General features: G+C 41.7%; 15 protein-coding genes and 1 other RNA gene. 6 read left to right on the top strand and 10 right to left on the bottom strand.

Annotated elements, in window-relative coordinates; genetic code table 11:
- A complete protein-coding gene (queA, locus tag NWP25_RS10195) occupies positions 1-1,182 on the top strand; it encodes a tRNA preQ1(34) S-adenosylmethionine ribosyltransferase-isomerase QueA (RefSeq protein WP_280651896.1) in 1,182 nt (393 codons plus the stop codon).
- 127 nt (positions 1,183-1,309) lie between these two features.
- Here queA and NWP25_RS10190 read toward each other — a convergent pair whose 3' ends face one another.
- Complete coding sequence (locus NWP25_RS10190; protein ID WP_280651895.1) at positions 1,310-2,491, bottom strand: GNAT family N-acetyltransferase; 1,182 nt, start codon at positions 2,489-2,491, stop codon at positions 1,310-1,312.
- Between the two features lie 35 nt (positions 2,492-2,526).
- Positions 2,527-3,267, bottom strand: a complete 741-nt coding sequence (locus NWP25_RS10185; protein ID WP_280651894.1) for a RibD family protein — start codon at positions 3,265-3,267, stop codon at positions 2,527-2,529.
- A 293-nt stretch (positions 3,268-3,560) separates the two neighbouring features.
- Between NWP25_RS10185 and NWP25_RS10180 the strand changes: the two genes are divergently transcribed.
- A complete protein-coding gene (locus NWP25_RS10180) occupies positions 3,561-5,639 on the top strand; it encodes a sensor histidine kinase (RefSeq protein WP_280651893.1) in 2,079 nt (692 codons plus the stop codon).
- 18 nt (positions 5,640-5,657) lie between these two features.
- Here NWP25_RS10180 and NWP25_RS10175 read toward each other — a convergent pair whose 3' ends face one another.
- From NWP25_RS10175 to groL, 6 genes are all read right to left on the bottom strand, one after another.
- A complete protein-coding gene (locus NWP25_RS10175) occupies positions 5,658-5,828 on the bottom strand; it encodes a zinc ribbon domain-containing protein (protein WP_280651892.1) in 171 nt (56 codons plus the stop codon).
- 154 nt (positions 5,829-5,982) lie between these two features.
- A complete protein-coding gene (locus tag NWP25_RS10170) occupies positions 5,983-7,011 on the bottom strand; it encodes a Gfo/Idh/MocA family protein (RefSeq protein ID WP_280651891.1) in 1,029 nt (342 codons plus the stop codon).
- A 205-nt stretch (positions 7,012-7,216) separates the two neighbouring features.
- Positions 7,217-7,936, bottom strand: coding sequence for a ribonuclease III (gene rnc, locus NWP25_RS10165; RefSeq protein ID WP_280651907.1), 720 nt, complete (start codon positions 7,934-7,936; stop codon positions 7,217-7,219).
- 127 nt (positions 7,937-8,063) lie between these two features.
- An RNA gene (rnpB, locus tag NWP25_RS10160) (RNase P RNA component class A) lies at positions 8,064-8,465 on the bottom strand.
- Between the two features lie 53 nt (positions 8,466-8,518).
- Entirely contained in the window at positions 8,519-9,211 is a 693-nt protein-coding gene (locus NWP25_RS10155) for a hypothetical protein (RefSeq protein ID WP_280651890.1), read from the bottom strand.
- Between the two features lie 143 nt (positions 9,212-9,354).
- Positions 9,355-11,016 (bottom strand): chaperonin GroEL, encoded by a 1,662-nt coding sequence (gene groL, locus NWP25_RS10150; RefSeq protein ID WP_280651889.1) that lies wholly within the window; start codon positions 11,014-11,016, stop codon positions 9,355-9,357.
- A 159-nt stretch (positions 11,017-11,175) separates the two neighbouring features.
- Here groL and NWP25_RS10145 point away from each other — a divergent pair, with 159 nt between their 5' ends.
- Both NWP25_RS10145 and NWP25_RS10140 read left to right on the top strand, forming a co-directional pair.
- Positions 11,176-12,258 (top strand): MraY family glycosyltransferase, encoded by a 1,083-nt coding sequence (locus NWP25_RS10145; RefSeq protein ID WP_280651888.1) that lies wholly within the window; start codon positions 11,176-11,178, stop codon positions 12,256-12,258.
- Between the two features lie 49 nt (positions 12,259-12,307).
- Positions 12,308-13,393 carry a DNA-methyltransferase gene (locus NWP25_RS10140; protein ID WP_280651887.1) on the top strand — a complete coding sequence of 362 codons (1,086 nt, stop codon included), beginning with the start codon at positions 12,308-12,310 and terminating at the stop codon, positions 13,391-13,393.
- Between the two features lie 619 nt (positions 13,394-14,012).
- Here NWP25_RS10140 and fabG read toward each other — a convergent pair.
- Complete coding sequence (gene fabG / locus NWP25_RS10135) at positions 14,013-14,777, bottom strand: 3-oxoacyl-[acyl-carrier-protein] reductase (RefSeq protein WP_280656378.1); 765 nt, start codon at positions 14,775-14,777, stop codon at positions 14,013-14,015.
- A gap of 220 nt (positions 14,778-14,997) precedes the next feature.
- On the opposite strand from fabG, the gene trxA reads away from it, so the two are divergent.
- The gene (gene trxA / locus NWP25_RS10130; RefSeq protein WP_280651885.1) at positions 14,998-15,315 is read left to right on the top strand and encodes a thioredoxin; all 318 of its coding nucleotides are present in this window, start codon (positions 14,998-15,000) and stop codon (positions 15,313-15,315) included.
- 729 nt (positions 15,316-16,044) lie between these two features.
- Entirely contained in the window at positions 16,045-16,434 is a 390-nt protein-coding gene (locus tag NWP25_RS10125) for a hypothetical protein (RefSeq protein WP_280651884.1), read from the top strand.
- A 26-nt stretch (positions 16,435-16,460) separates the two neighbouring features.
- Here NWP25_RS10125 and NWP25_RS10120 read toward each other — a convergent pair whose 3' ends face one another.
- Positions 16,461-16,949: a YraN family protein gene (locus NWP25_RS10120; protein WP_280699315.1), complete on the bottom strand. Its 489-nt coding sequence runs from the start codon at positions 16,947-16,949 to the stop codon at positions 16,461-16,463.
- Between the last annotated feature and the right edge of the window lie 225 nt (positions 16,950-17,174).

Below are 17,174 nucleotides of genomic sequence, written 5' to 3'. Positions count from 1 at the left end.
ATGGAGCAACAAAGAGCAAATACCAGTTTGAATGAAGTTTCTGCACCAGAAACGCAAGACGTAAATTTAGATTGTTCATTGGCAGGGTATGATTACTCATTACCGAATGAACTAATTGCCCAAAATCCTGTATTTCCCAGGGATAGCTCGCGTTTATTAGTAGTTAATTCTCCAACGACAGGGATAAAAACTGCACCCTTACACCATATTTTCCGAGATTTACCAGATTTGTTGCGTGCGAATGATTTATTGGTCATTAATGACACAAAAGTTATTCCGGCTCGGTTATATGGTCATAAATCTACAGGTGCAGAAATAGAGGTTTTGCTTTTAGAAGAAAGACAATATAACTGCTGGCTGGCTTTAGTTAAACCAGGAAAACGGTTTAAATTGGGAGCAAAGATTTTTTTTGCCCCCAGGAGATTAGAGGCGAGAACAGAACAAGATTGTCACCCACACCCCAATCGATTAACAGCTACAGTTGTAGAAACAGATACAGCAACTGGAGGGCGTTTACTACATTTTGATGTGCCGGAAGGAAAACCTTTGGTAGAGGTTTTGGATCAATTCGGTGAAATACCTCTACCGCCCTATATCACAGCATCAACTGCGGCTGATGAACAATATCAAACAGTTTATGCCCAAAAGCCAGGAGCCATCGCTGCGCCTACAGCCGGATTACACTTTAGCCCTGAGTTGCTGTCCAAGTTATGTGATGGCGGAGTTAATCAAGGTTTCATTACGCTACATGTTGGCGTAGGTACATTTCGCCCTGTAGAAATAGAAGACGTAACAAATCATCAGATGCATGAAGAGTGGATTTCTGTTCCCCCCGCAACAGTGGAGCAAATACGCGCTACTAAAGCGGCTGGAGGTCGAATTATAGCCGTGGGGACAACGGTAGTCCGCGCTTTAGAAGGAGCAGCCCAATCTGGGGATTTACAAGCATTTTGCGGGAAAACAGACTTATTTATCCATCCCGGTTACCAATGGCGGGTGATAGATGGTTTAATTACAAATTTCCACCTCCCACGTTCTAGTTTGTTGATGTTGGTCAGTGCGCTGATTGGTAGAGAACGCCTGTTAAATATATACCGAGAAGCAATCGCCTCGAAATATCGCTTTTACTCCTTCGGAGATGCTATGCTAATTCTCCCAGAAGGCAGAGGGGTAATCAGTTAGAGGATATTTTAAAAGTTGTGATTAATGTATCAAATATTGTTTTACCCGCCTTCGCCGTTCACCGTTCCCTGTTCACTAACATGAAAATTACCCCTTCAAAACTTATAAAACAACCTCTTAGAAAATTTTAAATTTTTCTTTCTTGGTTAAATGGTAAATCCTCATTAACCGCTGCCATTTCTTCCTGTTCTAGTTGATTGACTTCTTGAATGTAACGGCAAAGAATTTGTTTTAAACGACCATTGTAAAAACGGTGCAAACTGTGGTTAGGCATAGCGGGAAAACCGCGACGTTTTTTGTGTTGTCCTCCAGCACCAGGATCAAAGGTTTGGATGCCGTTAGCGATCGCCCACTCAATCGGTGTATAGTAGCAAGCGTCAAAATGTAAGCAATCTATCTCTTGAAAACTACCCCAGTAGCGTCCATAAAAGCGATCGCCTTTAAATAAACAAAAGGACATACCCACCGGTTGAAGTGGTTCTTGTTGTGGATATGCAGCAAAAAAAACCACTCGATGGCGATAGTTAGAGTGTAACCGTTCAAAAAACTGCTTAGTTAGATATTTACTACCCCACCAGCCAAACTTATCACAAGTATCAGCATAGAACTCATACATCAAAGGAAATAAAGACTGAGGAATTGCATCACCGGTCAAAGGTTGTAGACGTAAACCCACATTTTCTACAGCTTTGCGTTCTCGCCTGATATTTCGACGCTGATTAGCGTTGAATATTTTTAAGTAATCATCAAAAGTTTCAAACCCAATATTCTTCCAAATGTAGCTGTGGTGTAACCAAGCTGTAAAACCTTGCCGTTCAAGGACTGTCCGCCATTGGGGATCCACATAAAGAAAATGACAACCAGAAATCCGATGCCTAGAGCAGAAAGAATCAATTTCATGCACCATTGTCGCAGTAATTTCATCTTCATCCTCACCCGGGGCAATTAGGAAGCGATAACCTTCAGCCGGGGTAAAAGGTGTCATTCCTAGCAATTTAGGATAATACTGTACACCAATGCGATGGGCTAAATCTGCCCATTGGTGGTCAAAAACAAATTCGCCATAACTGTGTCCTTTCACGTAAAGTGGGGCAACTGCAATCAAAGTACTATCTCGCCAAAGTGTTAAATGATTTGGCAACCAGCCGGCTTTAGCTGTAGCACTTTGGGAGATTTCCAGATTATTGAGCCAATCCCATTCTAAAAACGGGGTTTGGAGTGGCATTGCTAAAGCATCCCAAGCATCTTGGGGTACTTCCGCGATTTTGTTGATCCAAAGGCTAGAGTAGCGAGGTTTGATTTCTTTCACCTGACCAATGAGTAATGACTAATGACCAGCGTAATCTAATCTGCTGGACGTTGCAGCCGATAGTGAAGAAACACTTCTTGCTCAACTTGATGAACTTCTAAAAGTTCCAACCGCGGAGCTAATTCAGATAAAAATCCTACGCCTTCCACTGGTGTTGGTGCAGAGGCACCACCTAAAATCAGTGGACAGACTGTCAGCCAGAGTTCATCAATTAAATCTGATTGCAGCATGGAAGCTACTAATTCACCCCCTCCCAATACAGCTAAACGTGTTATATGTAGAGATGCCATGTGTTGCAAAGCAGCAGACGTATCAACATTTCCCGTTGGTGTGTCAAAAGCCATAATCTGATCAAATTTGGGAGGACACTTCTGTGGCAGTGTTAACCCTGTTGAGTGAAGTATCTGATGTCGTTTTTGCCAAGAACGTGCCCCCATTGTTGTGGTCAGCAACCAACGTTCAATTGGCTGTTGAAAAAACTTAATTTCCGGATTGAGGTCAGCAAATTGTGTAATGACTATATGAACTGGCTGGGCGGACTTACCCTCTTTTATTCGATGTTGCAGCAGAATTGGTTGCGATACGGTCAGCGTTGTACCGTAGGCGCGAAGAGTGCCAGCACCTAGTAAAACGGCATCAGAGGCAGCGATTTTTTTTTCCAGGTGTGCTTTATCAGCCCCTGAGCCGAACCGAGCGGCTCCTCGCCTGAAATCTGCTATTTTGCCATCTGCACTCATTGCCAAAACTACTGTGGTATGAGGACGACGTTGCATCATTGGGTTGGTTTGATAGTCTTGAGATTTTGCTTGTTAGTGGGTTGATTGGAAAAAATATTTGCCCGTAAGCTACTATTTACCAATTTCATAAGTTTATCCATATGCAACAGCAATTACTTTCACATCTACTCTATAAAAGTTTTGGTATAGCAGATTCCTTGTTATACCCTCAATATCTATTACTTTTGGAAGTTGACAAGAAGACTCTCATAACTTAGCAGAATATCTCAAGGGAGCTGTTCTAATTGCATATCGTTACTTTTGTGGTTTACAGATGCGAAGTGAGATACTCGATGGCTAAGGCTCGTCAATCATCCTTTCGACGTATTTTAGTAACAAGAATTTTACTTGTGTTTGTCCCTGTTTTATTACTGGGGGAGGTTGTGGCTTTGAATAAGGCAAGGTCTAGCCTACTGAAAACTGCGCGTCAAAATCTCACAGAGAGCGCCATCTTAAAAGGCGAAAAAATTGCCAATGCGATCGCGAACCTCAAAACTCTGTTACTAACAGTAAGTCAAACAACGGTTACTCAGTCTGGTTCGTCTCAGGAGGTAGAACAATATCTCACTCGGTTAGCAAAACAATTACCAAAACATGTTGAGTGCCTAGAACTAACTAATCTGCAAAGGCGTAAAATTATCGCCAGTAGCTGTGGTAACCAAGAAATTAGCGAATGGAAATTATCTATTCCTGACGAGGGAGAAAAAATTGCTATCAAAAAAATATTACCTCCAAAGGCAGGAACCACAGGTAAAAAAAATCCCCATAATCAATTGCAATTGCTGCTATCTACCCCAGTTTACAGTCGCACTGGGAAACTGTTATATACGTTGAGTATTCAATCAGCAGTGTACAAACAAACTAAAAATCAGCCTGGCTCTTTAACAGGCTCTACCCTAGTAATTGCTGAAAACGGAATGATATTAGCACACCCATCAATAGAATTAGTTGGGAGTAATATTCAAGAAGATCCAGATGCTGTCGAATTGCAACGAATTATCAAAAATGCCATTACTGGAGAAAGTAATTCCATAAATCTACCTTCTCAAGAAGGGAAGGAACTAATAGTTGGTTACACAGCTATTGCCAACCCCATTACAAAAGAAAAAGGGCAAAAATGGATAGTTCTGGCTGTGACAACTGTAGATAATGCTCTGCTTGGTTTGGAAGAAATTAAATTGATTTTAATAGTTCTCACAGTTGGTTTGATTGGTGCGAGTTTGTTGGCCTCTTTATATCTGGCCCCTTACTTGGCAAGTCCTTTAGAAGAATTGCGAGACTATGCCTTAAATCTTCACAGCCACCACGCCGTTCAACCAGTACCAGGCAACTTCAAAATCCGTGAACTTAACCAACTAGCCCAAGCAATTGACCAAATGGTTGAGAGACTCAAAGCCTGGGCAGAAGAACTAGAAATTGCTTGGAAAGAGGCAAAAACCGCTAACCAGATTAAAAGTCAGTTTTTGGCTACCACTTCTCATGAATTGAGAAATCCACTAAATGTAATTATTAACTGTGTGCGCGTGGTTCATGATGGTTTGTGCGATAGCCGGGAAGAAGAAATAGAGTTTCTCAAACGTGCTGACGAAACAGCTATTCACTTGCTAAGTATTATTAATGAGCTACTTGATATTTCTAAAATTGAAGCAGGTAAGCTTTCCGTTGTTACAGTACCCATTGATTTGCGAAAAATACTGCTGGAAGTCATTAATTTACAATCAGTAAATGTGCAAAATAAAGGTTTGCAGTTAAAAACTGATTTAGGTAGTAACTTGATCCCCGTACAAGCAGACCCGGCTAAGTTAAAGCAGGTACTAATTAATATTATTGGTAATGCCACTAAGTTTACTGATGCGGGAAGTATCACAATTGCTACGACAATTTCAAAATATGGTGATAACAAATCTCAGGTATTTGTCAGCATCACAGATACAGGTTTAGGTATAGAACCTGCCCAGCAGCACAAACTATTTCGCCCCTTCGTGATGCTAGATGGCGGCACAACACGTAAGGTTGAAGGTACGGGACTAGGACTAGCGATTTCTCGAAATTTAATTGAACTGATGGGAGGTAGCATTACTCTGGAAAGTGCGGGTATCAACCAAGGTACAACTGTGAAAATTACATTGCCGATAATTGATAGCTGCTTATTAACTGCTTCAGCAGGAGAAGGGGGTTTTAATAATCGCGGGGTTGCTTCTGGCGAAGAGGGGATAAGGGCAACCAGCTCATACCCCATTAATCGGGAAGAGACGCTGGAAGAAGGACCTCATAAATCAGAATTAGACCCACAAAATTCCGAATTACCATTTGTAGAGGATAGTTACAGAGTTTTGCAATTAGGTGAGATACCTAAGCATACCCCACTCTAAAGAAACGGGGCTTTAGCCTCAGATTTGAATCATCGACAACGGAGACAATTGCCCCTCCCATGGACAACTCATCCCGCAAGTTTCTCTAAGGCTGACAGACTTCTCCAAAGCAGCAATATTAACAGCCGCTTTGACATCAGCATCACATTCAAATCCACAATGTCCACACTGAAAAACCTTGCGGGTCAAAAAAAATTTACCCCTAACTGGGTGAATATGTCGGCATCGGAACCAACTTTAAGATGTGTAGGGGGGGGTGGAATAAAAACCACAGGCACAGCGGCAATATTAGCCCTGTAACCCACAAACAAGCAGGTTCTTAGATGAAGAAATTAGAAACCCGTCAAAGAATAACAGCTTGGCCGCCCTGATTGAGCGATGTGGTCAGACCAGAGAGAATCTGTACTAAGGTAGTACCTACCCAACCAGAAGAAATATCCGGGGGAGTATTCTGAATAATACTGAGAATAAAGAGATCGCAAACTCGCTGCAATGGCTCGGCTGTGGCAAATTCCAGTACCTCTCGTTTTTGATTCACGGGCAGAAACTGATTTGCCTGACGTTCAAACTCGCCATGTAACAGAGTTAAGGGTGATGAAGGTGACATTTCATCAAAAATCAAGCAACCACGGCTACCGACAATTGCCAGTCTTCTTTGTTTATCAGGATTTCCCCAGCATAGGTGAATATATGCCTGAAAGTTATGGGGATATGTCAGTGTTACCCAGACTAAATCTGCCAAGCCTGACGGAAAGTGGTTAAATTCTCCATTGCCCACTCCTTGTAGCCACACTGTACCAGTAGCCTGTACTTTTACAGGTATTTGACCCAGCCAATTGTTAAAAATGGCAATATCATGAATAGCTAAGTCCCACAAAGCATCAACATCTTGCCGGACTGGACCTAAGTGGGTACGTGTTGCATAGCCATAGCGTAAATTGCCTAATGTACCTACCTTAACTACAGTTTGCCCTTCCTGAACAGCTGGATGAAATAAATAAGTATGGTCAACCATGAGTATTAAATGCTGTTTTTCTGCTAATTGGCAAAGTTCCAGGCATTCTAGCGGGTCTAAAGTTAAGGGTTTTTCTGCCAAAACATGGTATCCAAGATTCAGGGCTTGCTTAATTAAAGCATAGTGGGTAGTAGCTGGAGTTGCCATCGCCACTGCTGTCAGCCCTGGTACTTGCTGTAAAGCTGACCACTGAGTAGTCAATAATATATTTTCGTCTAAGTTAAACTGTTGCTTTATTGCCGCCAATCTTTCTGCTTGGGGGTCCAGAACAGCTACTACACTTGCTTGAGGATGTGCTAAAAAATTACGCAACAAATGTACTCCCCAGCGTCCTATACCAATAACAGCGATTTTCATGGAATTTAGTTATTACTTACTCAGGTATTAGTTTAATTCCTGGAAAGTTGGAAAAGAAAGAAATAAGAAATTGTTTTAAAAGTTTTGATTAATCTATTAAATATTTTCCTACCCATATTACCCGTTTTACCTGTTCCCTAAGATGAAAATTACATGTTGAAAAGTTATAAGACAACCTCTAAGAAATTATTTGAAAATATTGAGTCTAGGGATTTTCTTGGTGAGAAATTGCTAAGAATGCTATTTTAGCTGCAGCTTGTTCAGCAGCCTTAATTGAGCGTCCTTTACCTTCACCTAGTTTGTTTTCATGTAGCCAAACTTCAGCAGCAAAACGCTCCTGATTTTGATTAGTTGGATGAACTTCAGTGATGCGATATTCAGGTAAAACTTTAAATTGTGCCTGTGTCCATTCTTGAAGAGCTGCTTTGTAGTTAAGTCTAGCCGGATCACGGCGAATTTCCGTTGCTAGCTTTTTTAAGTGGAAATCTAGCCAAGGACGAATTAATTCCAGATTGTTAGTGCTGAGGTAAAGCGCACCAAGAACAGCTTCAAAAGCATCTGCCAATCGTGATTCTTGCCCAACTTTATCGCTCGTAGCACTACCTGCTACTAGTAAGTATAATTCCAAACCATATTCTCTTGCCAGTTGAGCGAGCATGCGATCGCTGACCAAAACTGAACGAATTGCGGCGAAATCACCTACTGGACAATCAGGATACGTTTCCCACAAAACCACTGCCGCGGCTATTCGTACCACTGCATCACCAACAAATTCCAATTGTTCATAATTTGCCGATTCAGAAACAGTAGGATGAGTCAGTGCCAAGTCCAACAGTTCCCACCTGATGGGTAAACCTGTTGGCAAACCTAACTTTCTCACTAAATTTTCGAGCTGTCGCTGACGGCGTGGATAAACAAGTGTCATCAAGGGAGATGGGGGAGATGAGGGGACTGGGGATTGGGGGCTGGGGACGAGCATTTTTTACTCAGTACCCAGCAATCCCTTGTAGCTAGGGGATTGAGTACGTTTATACTCAATATTTAAAAATAGGGAAGAGAGTCGGACATAAGCCGGGTTCTGTTCTCACCAGTATTTTTCAACACCTTTGAGGGCAGTCATCTATCTGGGACGTTTGTTACCAAACGCCTCTAGCGGCTCTATTTTAGGAAACTGGTAAAAGACCAACCATAGTTTCCTTTCGCCTTGCTCCCAACCGGGGTTTACCGAGCCACAACCTCTCGGTTGTGCTGGTGCGCTCTTACCGCACCTTTGCACCCTTACCATTTTCAGTTATCAGGTTTTGACTGTTGACTGAAGATGGCGGTATCTTTCTGTGGCACTATCCTCGCGATCGCTCGCACTGGGAGTTATCCAGCAAGTTTGGTCTTTCGGGAGCCCGGACTTTCCTCAAACCAGTCACTTTGACTGATCTGCAACCGCCTGCGCCTACTCCCTCCCTAACTCCAGTGTAATCTGGGATGGCATGATGTGTCTGGTTCGGATTACCTACTTTTTATTCCAAGGCAGAGCATAAGTCCAGGGTAATTTCTTGATGGTGAAGGGGCAATTGATGATGCACATAGGGGGGATGTTTACACCAGGAGCGAGACCTACACGTACTTCAGAGATGCGTAGCACCAGCTGTAGTGAAAATTGCAACTCCTTTCTTCCGTTCATAAAATCGTTATATAACTTTTTTTGTCCTTTACTTAATCCACTAATGTTAATTATGGGTTTTGTAGCTGAGTAGGTTCCGCTTGTTTGGTCACGCTCCAAAACATCTTCTGCTGTGACGGTTTCCGAAAGGGTTTTTTGGGGAGCAATCAAACTAGGACTTTGTGGTACAGCTAAGTCGCGGGTTAAGTCTGGTGATTTGCGAATCACTCGCCGTGATTGCTTACTATGTTCGACAACTAAAGAGCTATTATCCCAGTCAACATATATGGCAATATCCTTAGATTTATTCTCAATACTCAGCGATAAATATTTGAGATCGTCTACGGGATATGAGGATTGAAATTTAAAAGAAATGCCAATTTCATCTTGAAGATTTTGTGTTTTGAGTTGTTCCTCTACGACTGCTTTTTTAAATTCAAACTTAACTTTATTGTCAATAGATTCGACCATACGATTAAAGACGTAGGAAATGCCAATAATATAAATGGTCAAAATAACTAAATTTTGGTCACCATTTCTCATATATCAGAATATTAACTCCCTGTAATATTTTTTCTGTAGTATGCAAGAAATTATCATATCCTTGATGCTCGATAAAAAAAACAGTTTGCCGTAACCAGACAAACTGCATACAAAATCAAAATATTTACATGAGTAAGCAGAGGTTAGAACATACCCATGCCACCCATGCCACCCATGCCGCCCATACCACCCATACCACCCATGTCAGGGGCAGGAGCTGCGGGTTTCTTCTCTGGTTTTTCTACAACAATGGCTTCGGTGGTAATGACCATACCAGCAATAGAACCAGCGTTCTGCAAAGCTGAACGTACTACCTTAGCAGGATCGATGATGCCAGCTGCAATCAAATCTTCAAATTTTCCAGTAGCGGCGTTGTAACCAATATTGAAATCGGTTTCCTTTACTTGAGAGACAATGACGGAACCTTCGTCACCGGCATTGTCTGCTATTTGACGTAAAGGAGCTTCCAATGATCGTCTGACAATATCTGCTCCGATTTTTTCTTCTTCGCGAAGGCTGTCTTTGATTGCGTCTATTTTTTTGGTCAGGTTAATCAGGGTTGTCCCACCACCGGGAACTATGCCTTCTTCCACAGCAGCTTTGGTAGCGTTGAGTGCGTCTTCAATCCGTAGTTTGCGGTCTTTGAGTTCGGTTTCTGTAGCTGCACCCACTTTAATCACAGCGACACCGCCAGCTAGCTTGGCAATACGTTCTTGTAGTTTTTCTTGATCGTACTCTGAGTCAGTTTCTGCCAATTGCTTACGAATTTGAGCAATGCGGCTTTGTACCTCTGGTTTGGTATCGCCAGCAGCGACAATTATGGTGTTTTCCTTGTCGATGCTTATTTTCCGGGCAGTTCCCAGCATTTCTACAGTAGCGGTGTCCAAGCTCAAACCGATTTCTTCAGAAATCATTTGTCCATCGGTAAGAATGGCAATGTCTTGTAACAGTGCTTTGCGGCGATCGCCAAATCCGGGTGCTTTGATAGCAGCCACAGTGAGTACACCCCGTGCTTTGTTGACTACCAAGGTTGCTAAAGCGTCTCCTTCTACATCTTCAGCAATAATCAGTAAGGGTTGACCGAGACGGGCAACTTTTTCCAAGACTGGAACTAAATCCTGAATGCTGCTGATTTTTTTGTCGGTAATCAAGATCCGAGGGTTGTCAAATTCTACTAATTGTCTCTCCTGATTGGTAATGAAGTAGGGAGAAATATAACCTCTGTCAATCTGCATCCCTTCCACTACTTCCAGTTCGGTGGTTAGGGATTTGGATTCCTCAACAGTGATTACACCGTCTTTGGTAACTCTTTCCATAGCTTCGGCAATCATCGCCCCGACTTCTTCATCATTACCAGAGGATACAGTCGCCACTTGAGCGATCGCACTGCCTTGTACTGGCTGTGCTGCTGCGGCAATTTCTTCTACCAGCGCTTCAATGGTTTTGTCGATCCCCCGCTTTAAGCTGATGGGGTTAGTACCAGCTGCGACGTTTTTTAAACCTTCTCTAATCATCGCCTGTGCTAAAACTGTGGCAGTGGTGGTACCATCACCGGCGATATCCTTGGTTTTGGATGCCACTTCCTGAATCAGTCTTGCACCTGTGTTTTCTAAAGGATCTTCTAATTCCACTTCTTTGGCAACTGTGATCCCATCATTGACGATTTGGGGTGCGCCAAATTTTTTTTCTAAAAGGACATTACGACCTCTTGGACCCAACGTAATTTTTACCGCGTCAGCTATGGCGTTGACACCCCGTTCTAGCGATCGCCGTGAATCTTCATCAAATGAAATAATTTTTGCCATGTTTCATTTCTCTAGCGCTTCCATTAAACAATTTAGCACTCACCAGGGCAGAGTGCTAATAACCCAAATAGCTGAAACAATAAATGCAAATAAAAAAAATTGGGTAATATTACAATTGATACTCATATAGGACACTAGCAGTAATGCTTGAATTTGGGAATGAATTTATACAACTTTCTTAAATCCCTTGGCATTGCCGACCCTAGCGGCTCCGGCTGGTTGGCAGTGGTATTCACATTTGTTTTGGCTTGGCTGGTAACGTGGCGTTTGATTCCAACAGTACGCAAATTTGCCTTGCAGGTGGGTTGGGCTGACCAACCCAATGCTCGACGACTTAACCGCGAACCTTTGCCTAATGCAGGGGGTTTAGCCATCTATGCAGGAGTTATTGCCGCAATGGTATTAGCTACCCTCTTACGACCCATCGCTCTGCAAAATGTATTGGCTCAGGTGCTAACTATCCTACTAGGAGGTTCAGTCCTAGTGCTGGTTGGTTTTATTGATGATCAGTTTGGTTTACCGCCTTCTGTCCGCTTATGGGCGCAGATTGTTACCGCATTGTTGCTGTATGCTAACGGCATCACCATCGAGGTTGGTTTCCACACGCCTATTGACTCGCTTCTTTCCATGACGGTGACAGTACTTTGGGTAGTCGGTATTACTAACGCCATCAATTTGATGGATGGCATGGATGGATTAGCGGGGGGAGTCAGTTTTATTACTGCTATGAGTTTATTGGGGGTTGCAGCCCAATTTCCCAATCGAGCAGCAGCTATTTTAGTACTGGCAGCTTTAGGGGGTGCAGCACTAAGCTTTCTGCGTTACAACTTCCACCCATCCCGGATTATCATGGGCGATGCGGGGGCATACTTTTTTGGTTATGTGCTGGCTGCAACCAGTATTTTAGGTAACCTGCAACAAAATACGATCTTTGCTCTGGGACCGACAGTATTATTTCTTCTGTTGCCAGTAGTAGATACTACACAAGTGTTTATACGCAGGTTATTAGCAGGAAAAAACCCTCTCAGTACTCCAGGTAAAGACCACCTACATCACCGTTTATTGGCCTGGGGATTTTCTCAGCCCCGTGCTGCCTTTACTCTTTGGTCAGTTACTTTAGTTTTTAATTTACTAGCAATGAGAATACAAGGTGTGACTTTGGTGGTGATAGTTCCCACTGCTATTAGTATCATTCTGCTATTGGGCTTTACCGTTTGGCAAAGAACCTTTAATAATTCCTAATTGCATCACCATGCCACTATCAACGTTAAAGACTTGTCCACTATTGAATATGAGACTTAAGTGTAAACCCTACTACGAAACAAAATTTGGTGCTGCTTATCTGGGAAACAGCCTAGAGCTAATGGCTGGTGTTCCTGATGAAAGTGTAGATTTAATTTGCACATCTCCACCATTCGCATTGGTACGTAAAAAAGAATACGGAAACGTTGACGCTGATGAATATGTGGAATGGTTTAAAGACTTTGCCACGCAATTTTACCGTATTCTTAAACCAACAGGCTCATTGGTTATTGATATTGGTGGTAGTTGGGTTAAAGGAATGCCTGTGCGTTCTCTTTATCATTTTGAATTGGTAGTTGCTCTGTGCAAATTAAAAGAGAAAGGTGGATTAGGCTTTTATTTAGCTCAAGAATTATATTGGTATAATCCTGCTAAACTGCCTACTCCGGCTGAATGGGTGACTGTCCGTCGGGAAAGAGTTAAGGATGCGGTAAATACAGTTTGGTGGCTATCAAAATCACCCCATCCCAAGGCTAATAACAGAAGGGTTTTAAAGCCTTACAGTGCAGCAATGAAAAATTTATTGAAAAATGGTTATGAAGCCAAATTAAGACCTTCAGGACATAATATTTCCCACAAGTTTGGCAATGACAGAGGAGGAGCTATTCCACCAAATATTATTGACGGGCGCGAGGATGAAAATAAAGATGAGATAGGACAGCCAACAATCGTAAAAGAAATGTTTTGGGAAGATTCCATACAAGCTGTTAATACTATTTCAGCTTCGAATACTGCCTCTAACGATTATTATCAAAGGCGATGCAAAGAAGAAGCTTTTAAACCACACCCTGCAAGATTTCCTCAAGCTTTACCAGAGTTTATTATCAATCTGTGTACAGAACCAGGTGATATCATATTAGACCCTTTTGCAGGTTCTAATATGACAGGTCGGGTAGCAGAAACCTTACAAAGAAATTGGTTTGCTTTTGAGATTCATGAAGATTACATCAAAAGCTCAAAGTTGAGATTTGAAGAAGATGCTCCTTTGCTTGTTGAACCTCCATCAGATTTACCACCACTCATATCAGAAAATACTGATAATAACAATCAGGAAATAGAGTTAGGACTGTTTTAAAACAATCTCAATTTCATCAAATGTAAGAGAAAAAAATTAAGAAGGTTTACTTGTAAACATTCAGAAACGTTGAATGTTGATACAAAACTTTACATTGTTGATTATAATTAAGTCTACAAAGGGTGAAATTGTCAACATAACATCATATCCTCAAACCAATGAACTTAGCGAATTTTATCTAATAGTGTGTTTCCCCATTGTTCAGGAATACATGAAAGCTGTAAAATAAGATAATCTATCAAACTCACATATATTTGTATCGTATCAATACTGGATAATCATTTTTAGGCAGTTCCCTCAAGATATTTTTGACAATCTTGGGAAATGAGTTTATAATCACTGCTAATTAAAGTATTTTAATCCTTCGCCCAAAACTTAACATGTTTTGGGCTATTTTTATCAGCTTTTTCTTAACATTCAACACTTCTGATTGGTTGTATAGTTTGTGTAGGTGCTTGTATCTTAGTCTGGATGGGAAAATTAGTGATTACAAAATTACTAGACTTTAAACTACTCCCTTCCCGTCAAAAGATTACTTATATTTTTCTCTGTATCCTCTGGGCTTCTGTGGTTGGTTATTAAGAATGTAAGTAGTTTAACAATGGGAAGGGAGTAGTCGTTACATCACCATCCCACCATCAACGTTAAAGACTTGTCCAGTGATGTAGGCGGCCGCAGGATCTGCAGCGAGGAAGCGCACCATCCCAGCTACTTCTTCTGGTTGACCGTAGCGACCTAAAGGAATAAATTTCAAAATATCTTCGGTGTTGTTGAGATTGCTGGTCATGTCTGTGGTAATGAAGCCAGGGGCTACGGCGTTCACTGTAATACCGCGAGAAGCTAGTTCTTTGGCGACGGTTTTAGTAAAGCCGATGACTCCTGCTTTGGCTGCACTGTAGTTCGCTTGACCAGGGTTACCCATTTGTCCGGCAACGGAGGCAATATTGATAATCCGTCCAGAACGTTGTTTGAGCATGATTTTACTGACGGCACGTGTGCATAAGAAAACACCAGTCAGATTTGTGTCAATTACAGCTTGCCAATCCTCTATCTTCATGCGTAAAAGTAGTGTGTCGCGGGTAATACCTGCGTTATTGACAAAAATATCAATGTGCTGGAATTTCTCCATGACCGCTTTAATTAGTGTATCAACTTGCTCGGCTTTGGATACGTCAGCTTGTAGGGCGATCGCCTGACCTCCAGCTGCACTAATTTCTGCAACTACTGTGTCAGCAGCACCGCTAGAACTGGCATAATTAACTACTATATTTGCTCCTTGGGATGCTAGATCGAGGGCTATCGCTCGTCCTATTCCCCGTGAAGCACCTGTAATAATTGCGACTTTTTCCGCCAAAGTTTGCAAATTTTCTGGCAAAATTTCCATAAATTATTCCTCAGTTTTTAAAATAACCGCGCTAATGATCTTATGGTGATTTGTGCCTATAAGTTAAAGATTTTAGATATATATCCTTCCTGAATCAGACATCTATACCTTTGGGAATAGTGCAAAATTTAGCAACAATAAAAACAAAATGATGATGTGCCGATTCTTGGAGGTACACATTACCATTAAAAGCAATCAATAAAAATTTGGTGTGTATCACATGGCGACAAAAAAACAATTCAACAGTTTTGAAGAAATGTTATCTGGTTCTGACCTACCAGTCTTGGTAGATTTTTATGCTGATTGGTGTGGCCCTTGTCAGATGATGGTGCCAATTTTAGAGCAGGTTAATGCCCAACTGCAAAATCGTTTGCGTATTGTCAAGATTGACACCGAAAAGTACAGCGGACTAGCAACTGAGTACCAAATTAATGCCTTGCCAACCTTGGTACTATTTAAGCAGGGTCACCCAGTAGAGCGAATCGAGGGCGTGATGGAAGCAGAAAAATTGGTGCTACGTCTCAAAAATTTCATTTAAGAAATATTAAGATAGAGACGCGAAATTTTGCGTCTCTAGATTCTAAAAAATTAATTTTTAGGGGCTAAATGTTAAAAGTAATTAAAAAATTTTGCTAAAAGTTAAGTCTTAATTAAAAAACGACTTAGTTATCAACCAATAGGGTTGAGTTGAGAAAATTGTCAGTTGGGTAGAACGAAGCCAAAGTCAACAAAGTCCTCTAAATGTTGGGTTCCTCTTTGAGGAAGCTGTACCTACTTTCCTCAAGACTATGAAATTTTGAGTAAAAGATAGCTTTGCTACTTTTGTGATCAGCTAGTGACTTTATAGTTAGGGTGCTGTCATATTTTTAAATCATAAGTCCTACGGATACGCTACCGTTAAAATACTGAGATGCTGTGAATTTTATTGACAAGTTTCTCATGCAAAGCAGTGAAAGACAAGCTGTGTAGTTGGGCAAAATGCTAAAATTTCCATCCTACTGAAGTATCTTTTGCCCGATCAGGTGTACTACTGTGTGATGTTAATTAACAAGTCTGACTTTGAGCTAACAAAATAAACCTCTCGTATCACGCTTTCGCGAGGACTGCTATTGTATCAACTAACAATGAACTTAGATACAAAAAAGCTTCAAGAATAAAAATTGGGTAAACCTCCCCATAAGAAAACGGGGGCTTTTACCCTACCGGGAACAGCGATCTATTTACGAAGATAGAAATGTAGGATGGGCGTTAATCCCAAGTAGAAACTATGGAATATTTATATTACCTGGCTAATGCGAGTCTCACTGTGAGGATTGTACAACATCTGCACGCCAGACCCCACATGCCGATTTCTTTCGTCACCGTAATTCATCAAATTGATGGCTGGGTTGTGAGGATAAAGCTCAAAGATCCAGTTTCCCCCCAAGAGGATGGAGACTTTCGCGCTTTTCTCAATGAATTAGGAATTGGCTATGTGCCACCGATGCGGGTGCAAATGGCACTTTGGAGTTTAGAAGCAGGACAATGCCCCGTAGAGGTCATGCGCCGCTATCAAGTAGCCATCGTTTCCCATGGTAGCCCGGAGAGAGAAGAGATTGAAACCTTCCGGCAACAATTCGTTCGGGGGCTGGGTTACTGTCCAGAAACACTTGCGTAGTTTAGCTACCTTTAAACGCTCCAACATCAGGCCTCAATTGAAGAGTCAAAAGCTGCTGGTAGATATTCTTGCAGATAAAATTGGTATCCATCTGCTGATAAGCTAGCTACAGGTTCTGGAGTCCATGTCAGCTGAGTGCGCTGTTTTGATATTCGCTGAAAGTAGACAATAGCAACATCAAAGCGACATGGGTAATCAGCTTTTTCAGGATACTGAGCTAAAAATATTCTCGCCGTCCGCCAAATTTTTGCCTGCTTTTGTTGTGTGATGGCACTTTTACCCCCTAAATCCCAATTTCCTCGACTACGGGTTTTCACTTCGACAAATGCTACTGCGGGTAATTGGTTAACCAAGAGTTTTTTTTCACCGTCTAGCTGTTTTTGATGCAGCTGGGCGATAATGTCGATTTCTCCCCAAGGGCTGGAAAAGCGACGATGCAAAATCGTCCAGCCTTTTGAATGTAACCATTGTGCTACCAAATCTTCTCCTAGTTGACCAGTATTGAGAGATTTCATAAAAATTTGTATAATGCCGGGTTATTAAGTATCTTTGATACCATAGCTAAAATAAAGAACGTAAATTTTATTACTCCAAATTGACCAGGGGGTATTATGCGCCATTTTTGCATTGGTATTTCGTGGTTTTGATTTAGGTAGAATATTTTTGACTTGAATAACTTTTAGACAACAGGGAAACAATATCGAGATAATGAGAGGGAGGGGAATTTGCCACTGGTTAAC

The organism is Umezakia ovalisporum Ak1311 (genome assembly GCF_029891685.1).
Classification (GTDB): Bacteria; Cyanobacteriota; Cyanobacteriia; order Cyanobacteriales; family Nostocaceae; genus Umezakia; species Umezakia ovalisporum.
The sequence above is the reverse complement of the archived record's forward strand: the minus strand, read 5'-3'. Positions and strand labels throughout refer to the sequence as shown.

Bases quoted from the DNA above. Each gene is read 5' to 3' on its own strand.
- rnc (WP_280651907.1), bottom strand. From the start codon at position 7,936: ATGACACTTGTTTATCCACGCCGTCAGCGACAGCTCGAAAATTTAGTG.
- NWP25_RS10125 (WP_280651884.1), top strand. From the start codon at position 16,045: ATGGAATATTTATATTACCTGGCTAATGCGAGTCTCACTGTGAGGATT.
- NWP25_RS10170 (WP_280651891.1), bottom strand. From the start codon at position 7,011: ATGAAAATCGCTGTTATTGGTATAGGACGCTGGGGAGTACATTTGTTG.
- NWP25_RS10155 (WP_280651890.1), bottom strand. From the start codon at position 9,211: ATGAGAAATGGTGACCAAAATTTAGTTATTTTGACCATTTATATTATT.
- NWP25_RS10185 (WP_280651894.1), bottom strand. From the start codon at position 3,267: ATGATGCAACGTCGTCCTCATACCACAGTAGTTTTGGCAATGAGTGCA.
- NWP25_RS10120 (WP_280699315.1), bottom strand. From the start codon at position 16,949: ATGAAATCTCTCAATACTGGTCAACTAGGAGAAGATTTGGTAGCACAA.
- groL (WP_280651889.1), bottom strand. From the start codon at position 11,016: ATGGCAAAAATTATTTCATTTGATGAAGATTCACGGCGATCGCTAGAA.
- NWP25_RS10145 (WP_280651888.1), top strand. From the start codon at position 11,176: ATGAATTTATACAACTTTCTTAAATCCCTTGGCATTGCCGACCCTAGC.
- fabG (WP_280656378.1), bottom strand. From the start codon at position 14,777: ATGGAAATTTTGCCAGAAAATTTGCAAACTTTGGCGGAAAAAGTCGCA.
- NWP25_RS10140 (WP_280651887.1), top strand. From the start codon at position 12,308: ATGAGACTTAAGTGTAAACCCTACTACGAAACAAAATTTGGTGCTGCT.
- trxA (WP_280651885.1), top strand. From the start codon at position 14,998: ATGGCGACAAAAAAACAATTCAACAGTTTTGAAGAAATGTTATCTGGT.
- queA (WP_280651896.1), top strand. From the start codon at position 1: ATGGAGCAACAAAGAGCAAATACCAGTTTGAATGAAGTTTCTGCACCA.
- NWP25_RS10180 (WP_280651893.1), top strand. From the start codon at position 3,561: ATGGCTAAGGCTCGTCAATCATCCTTTCGACGTATTTTAGTAACAAGA.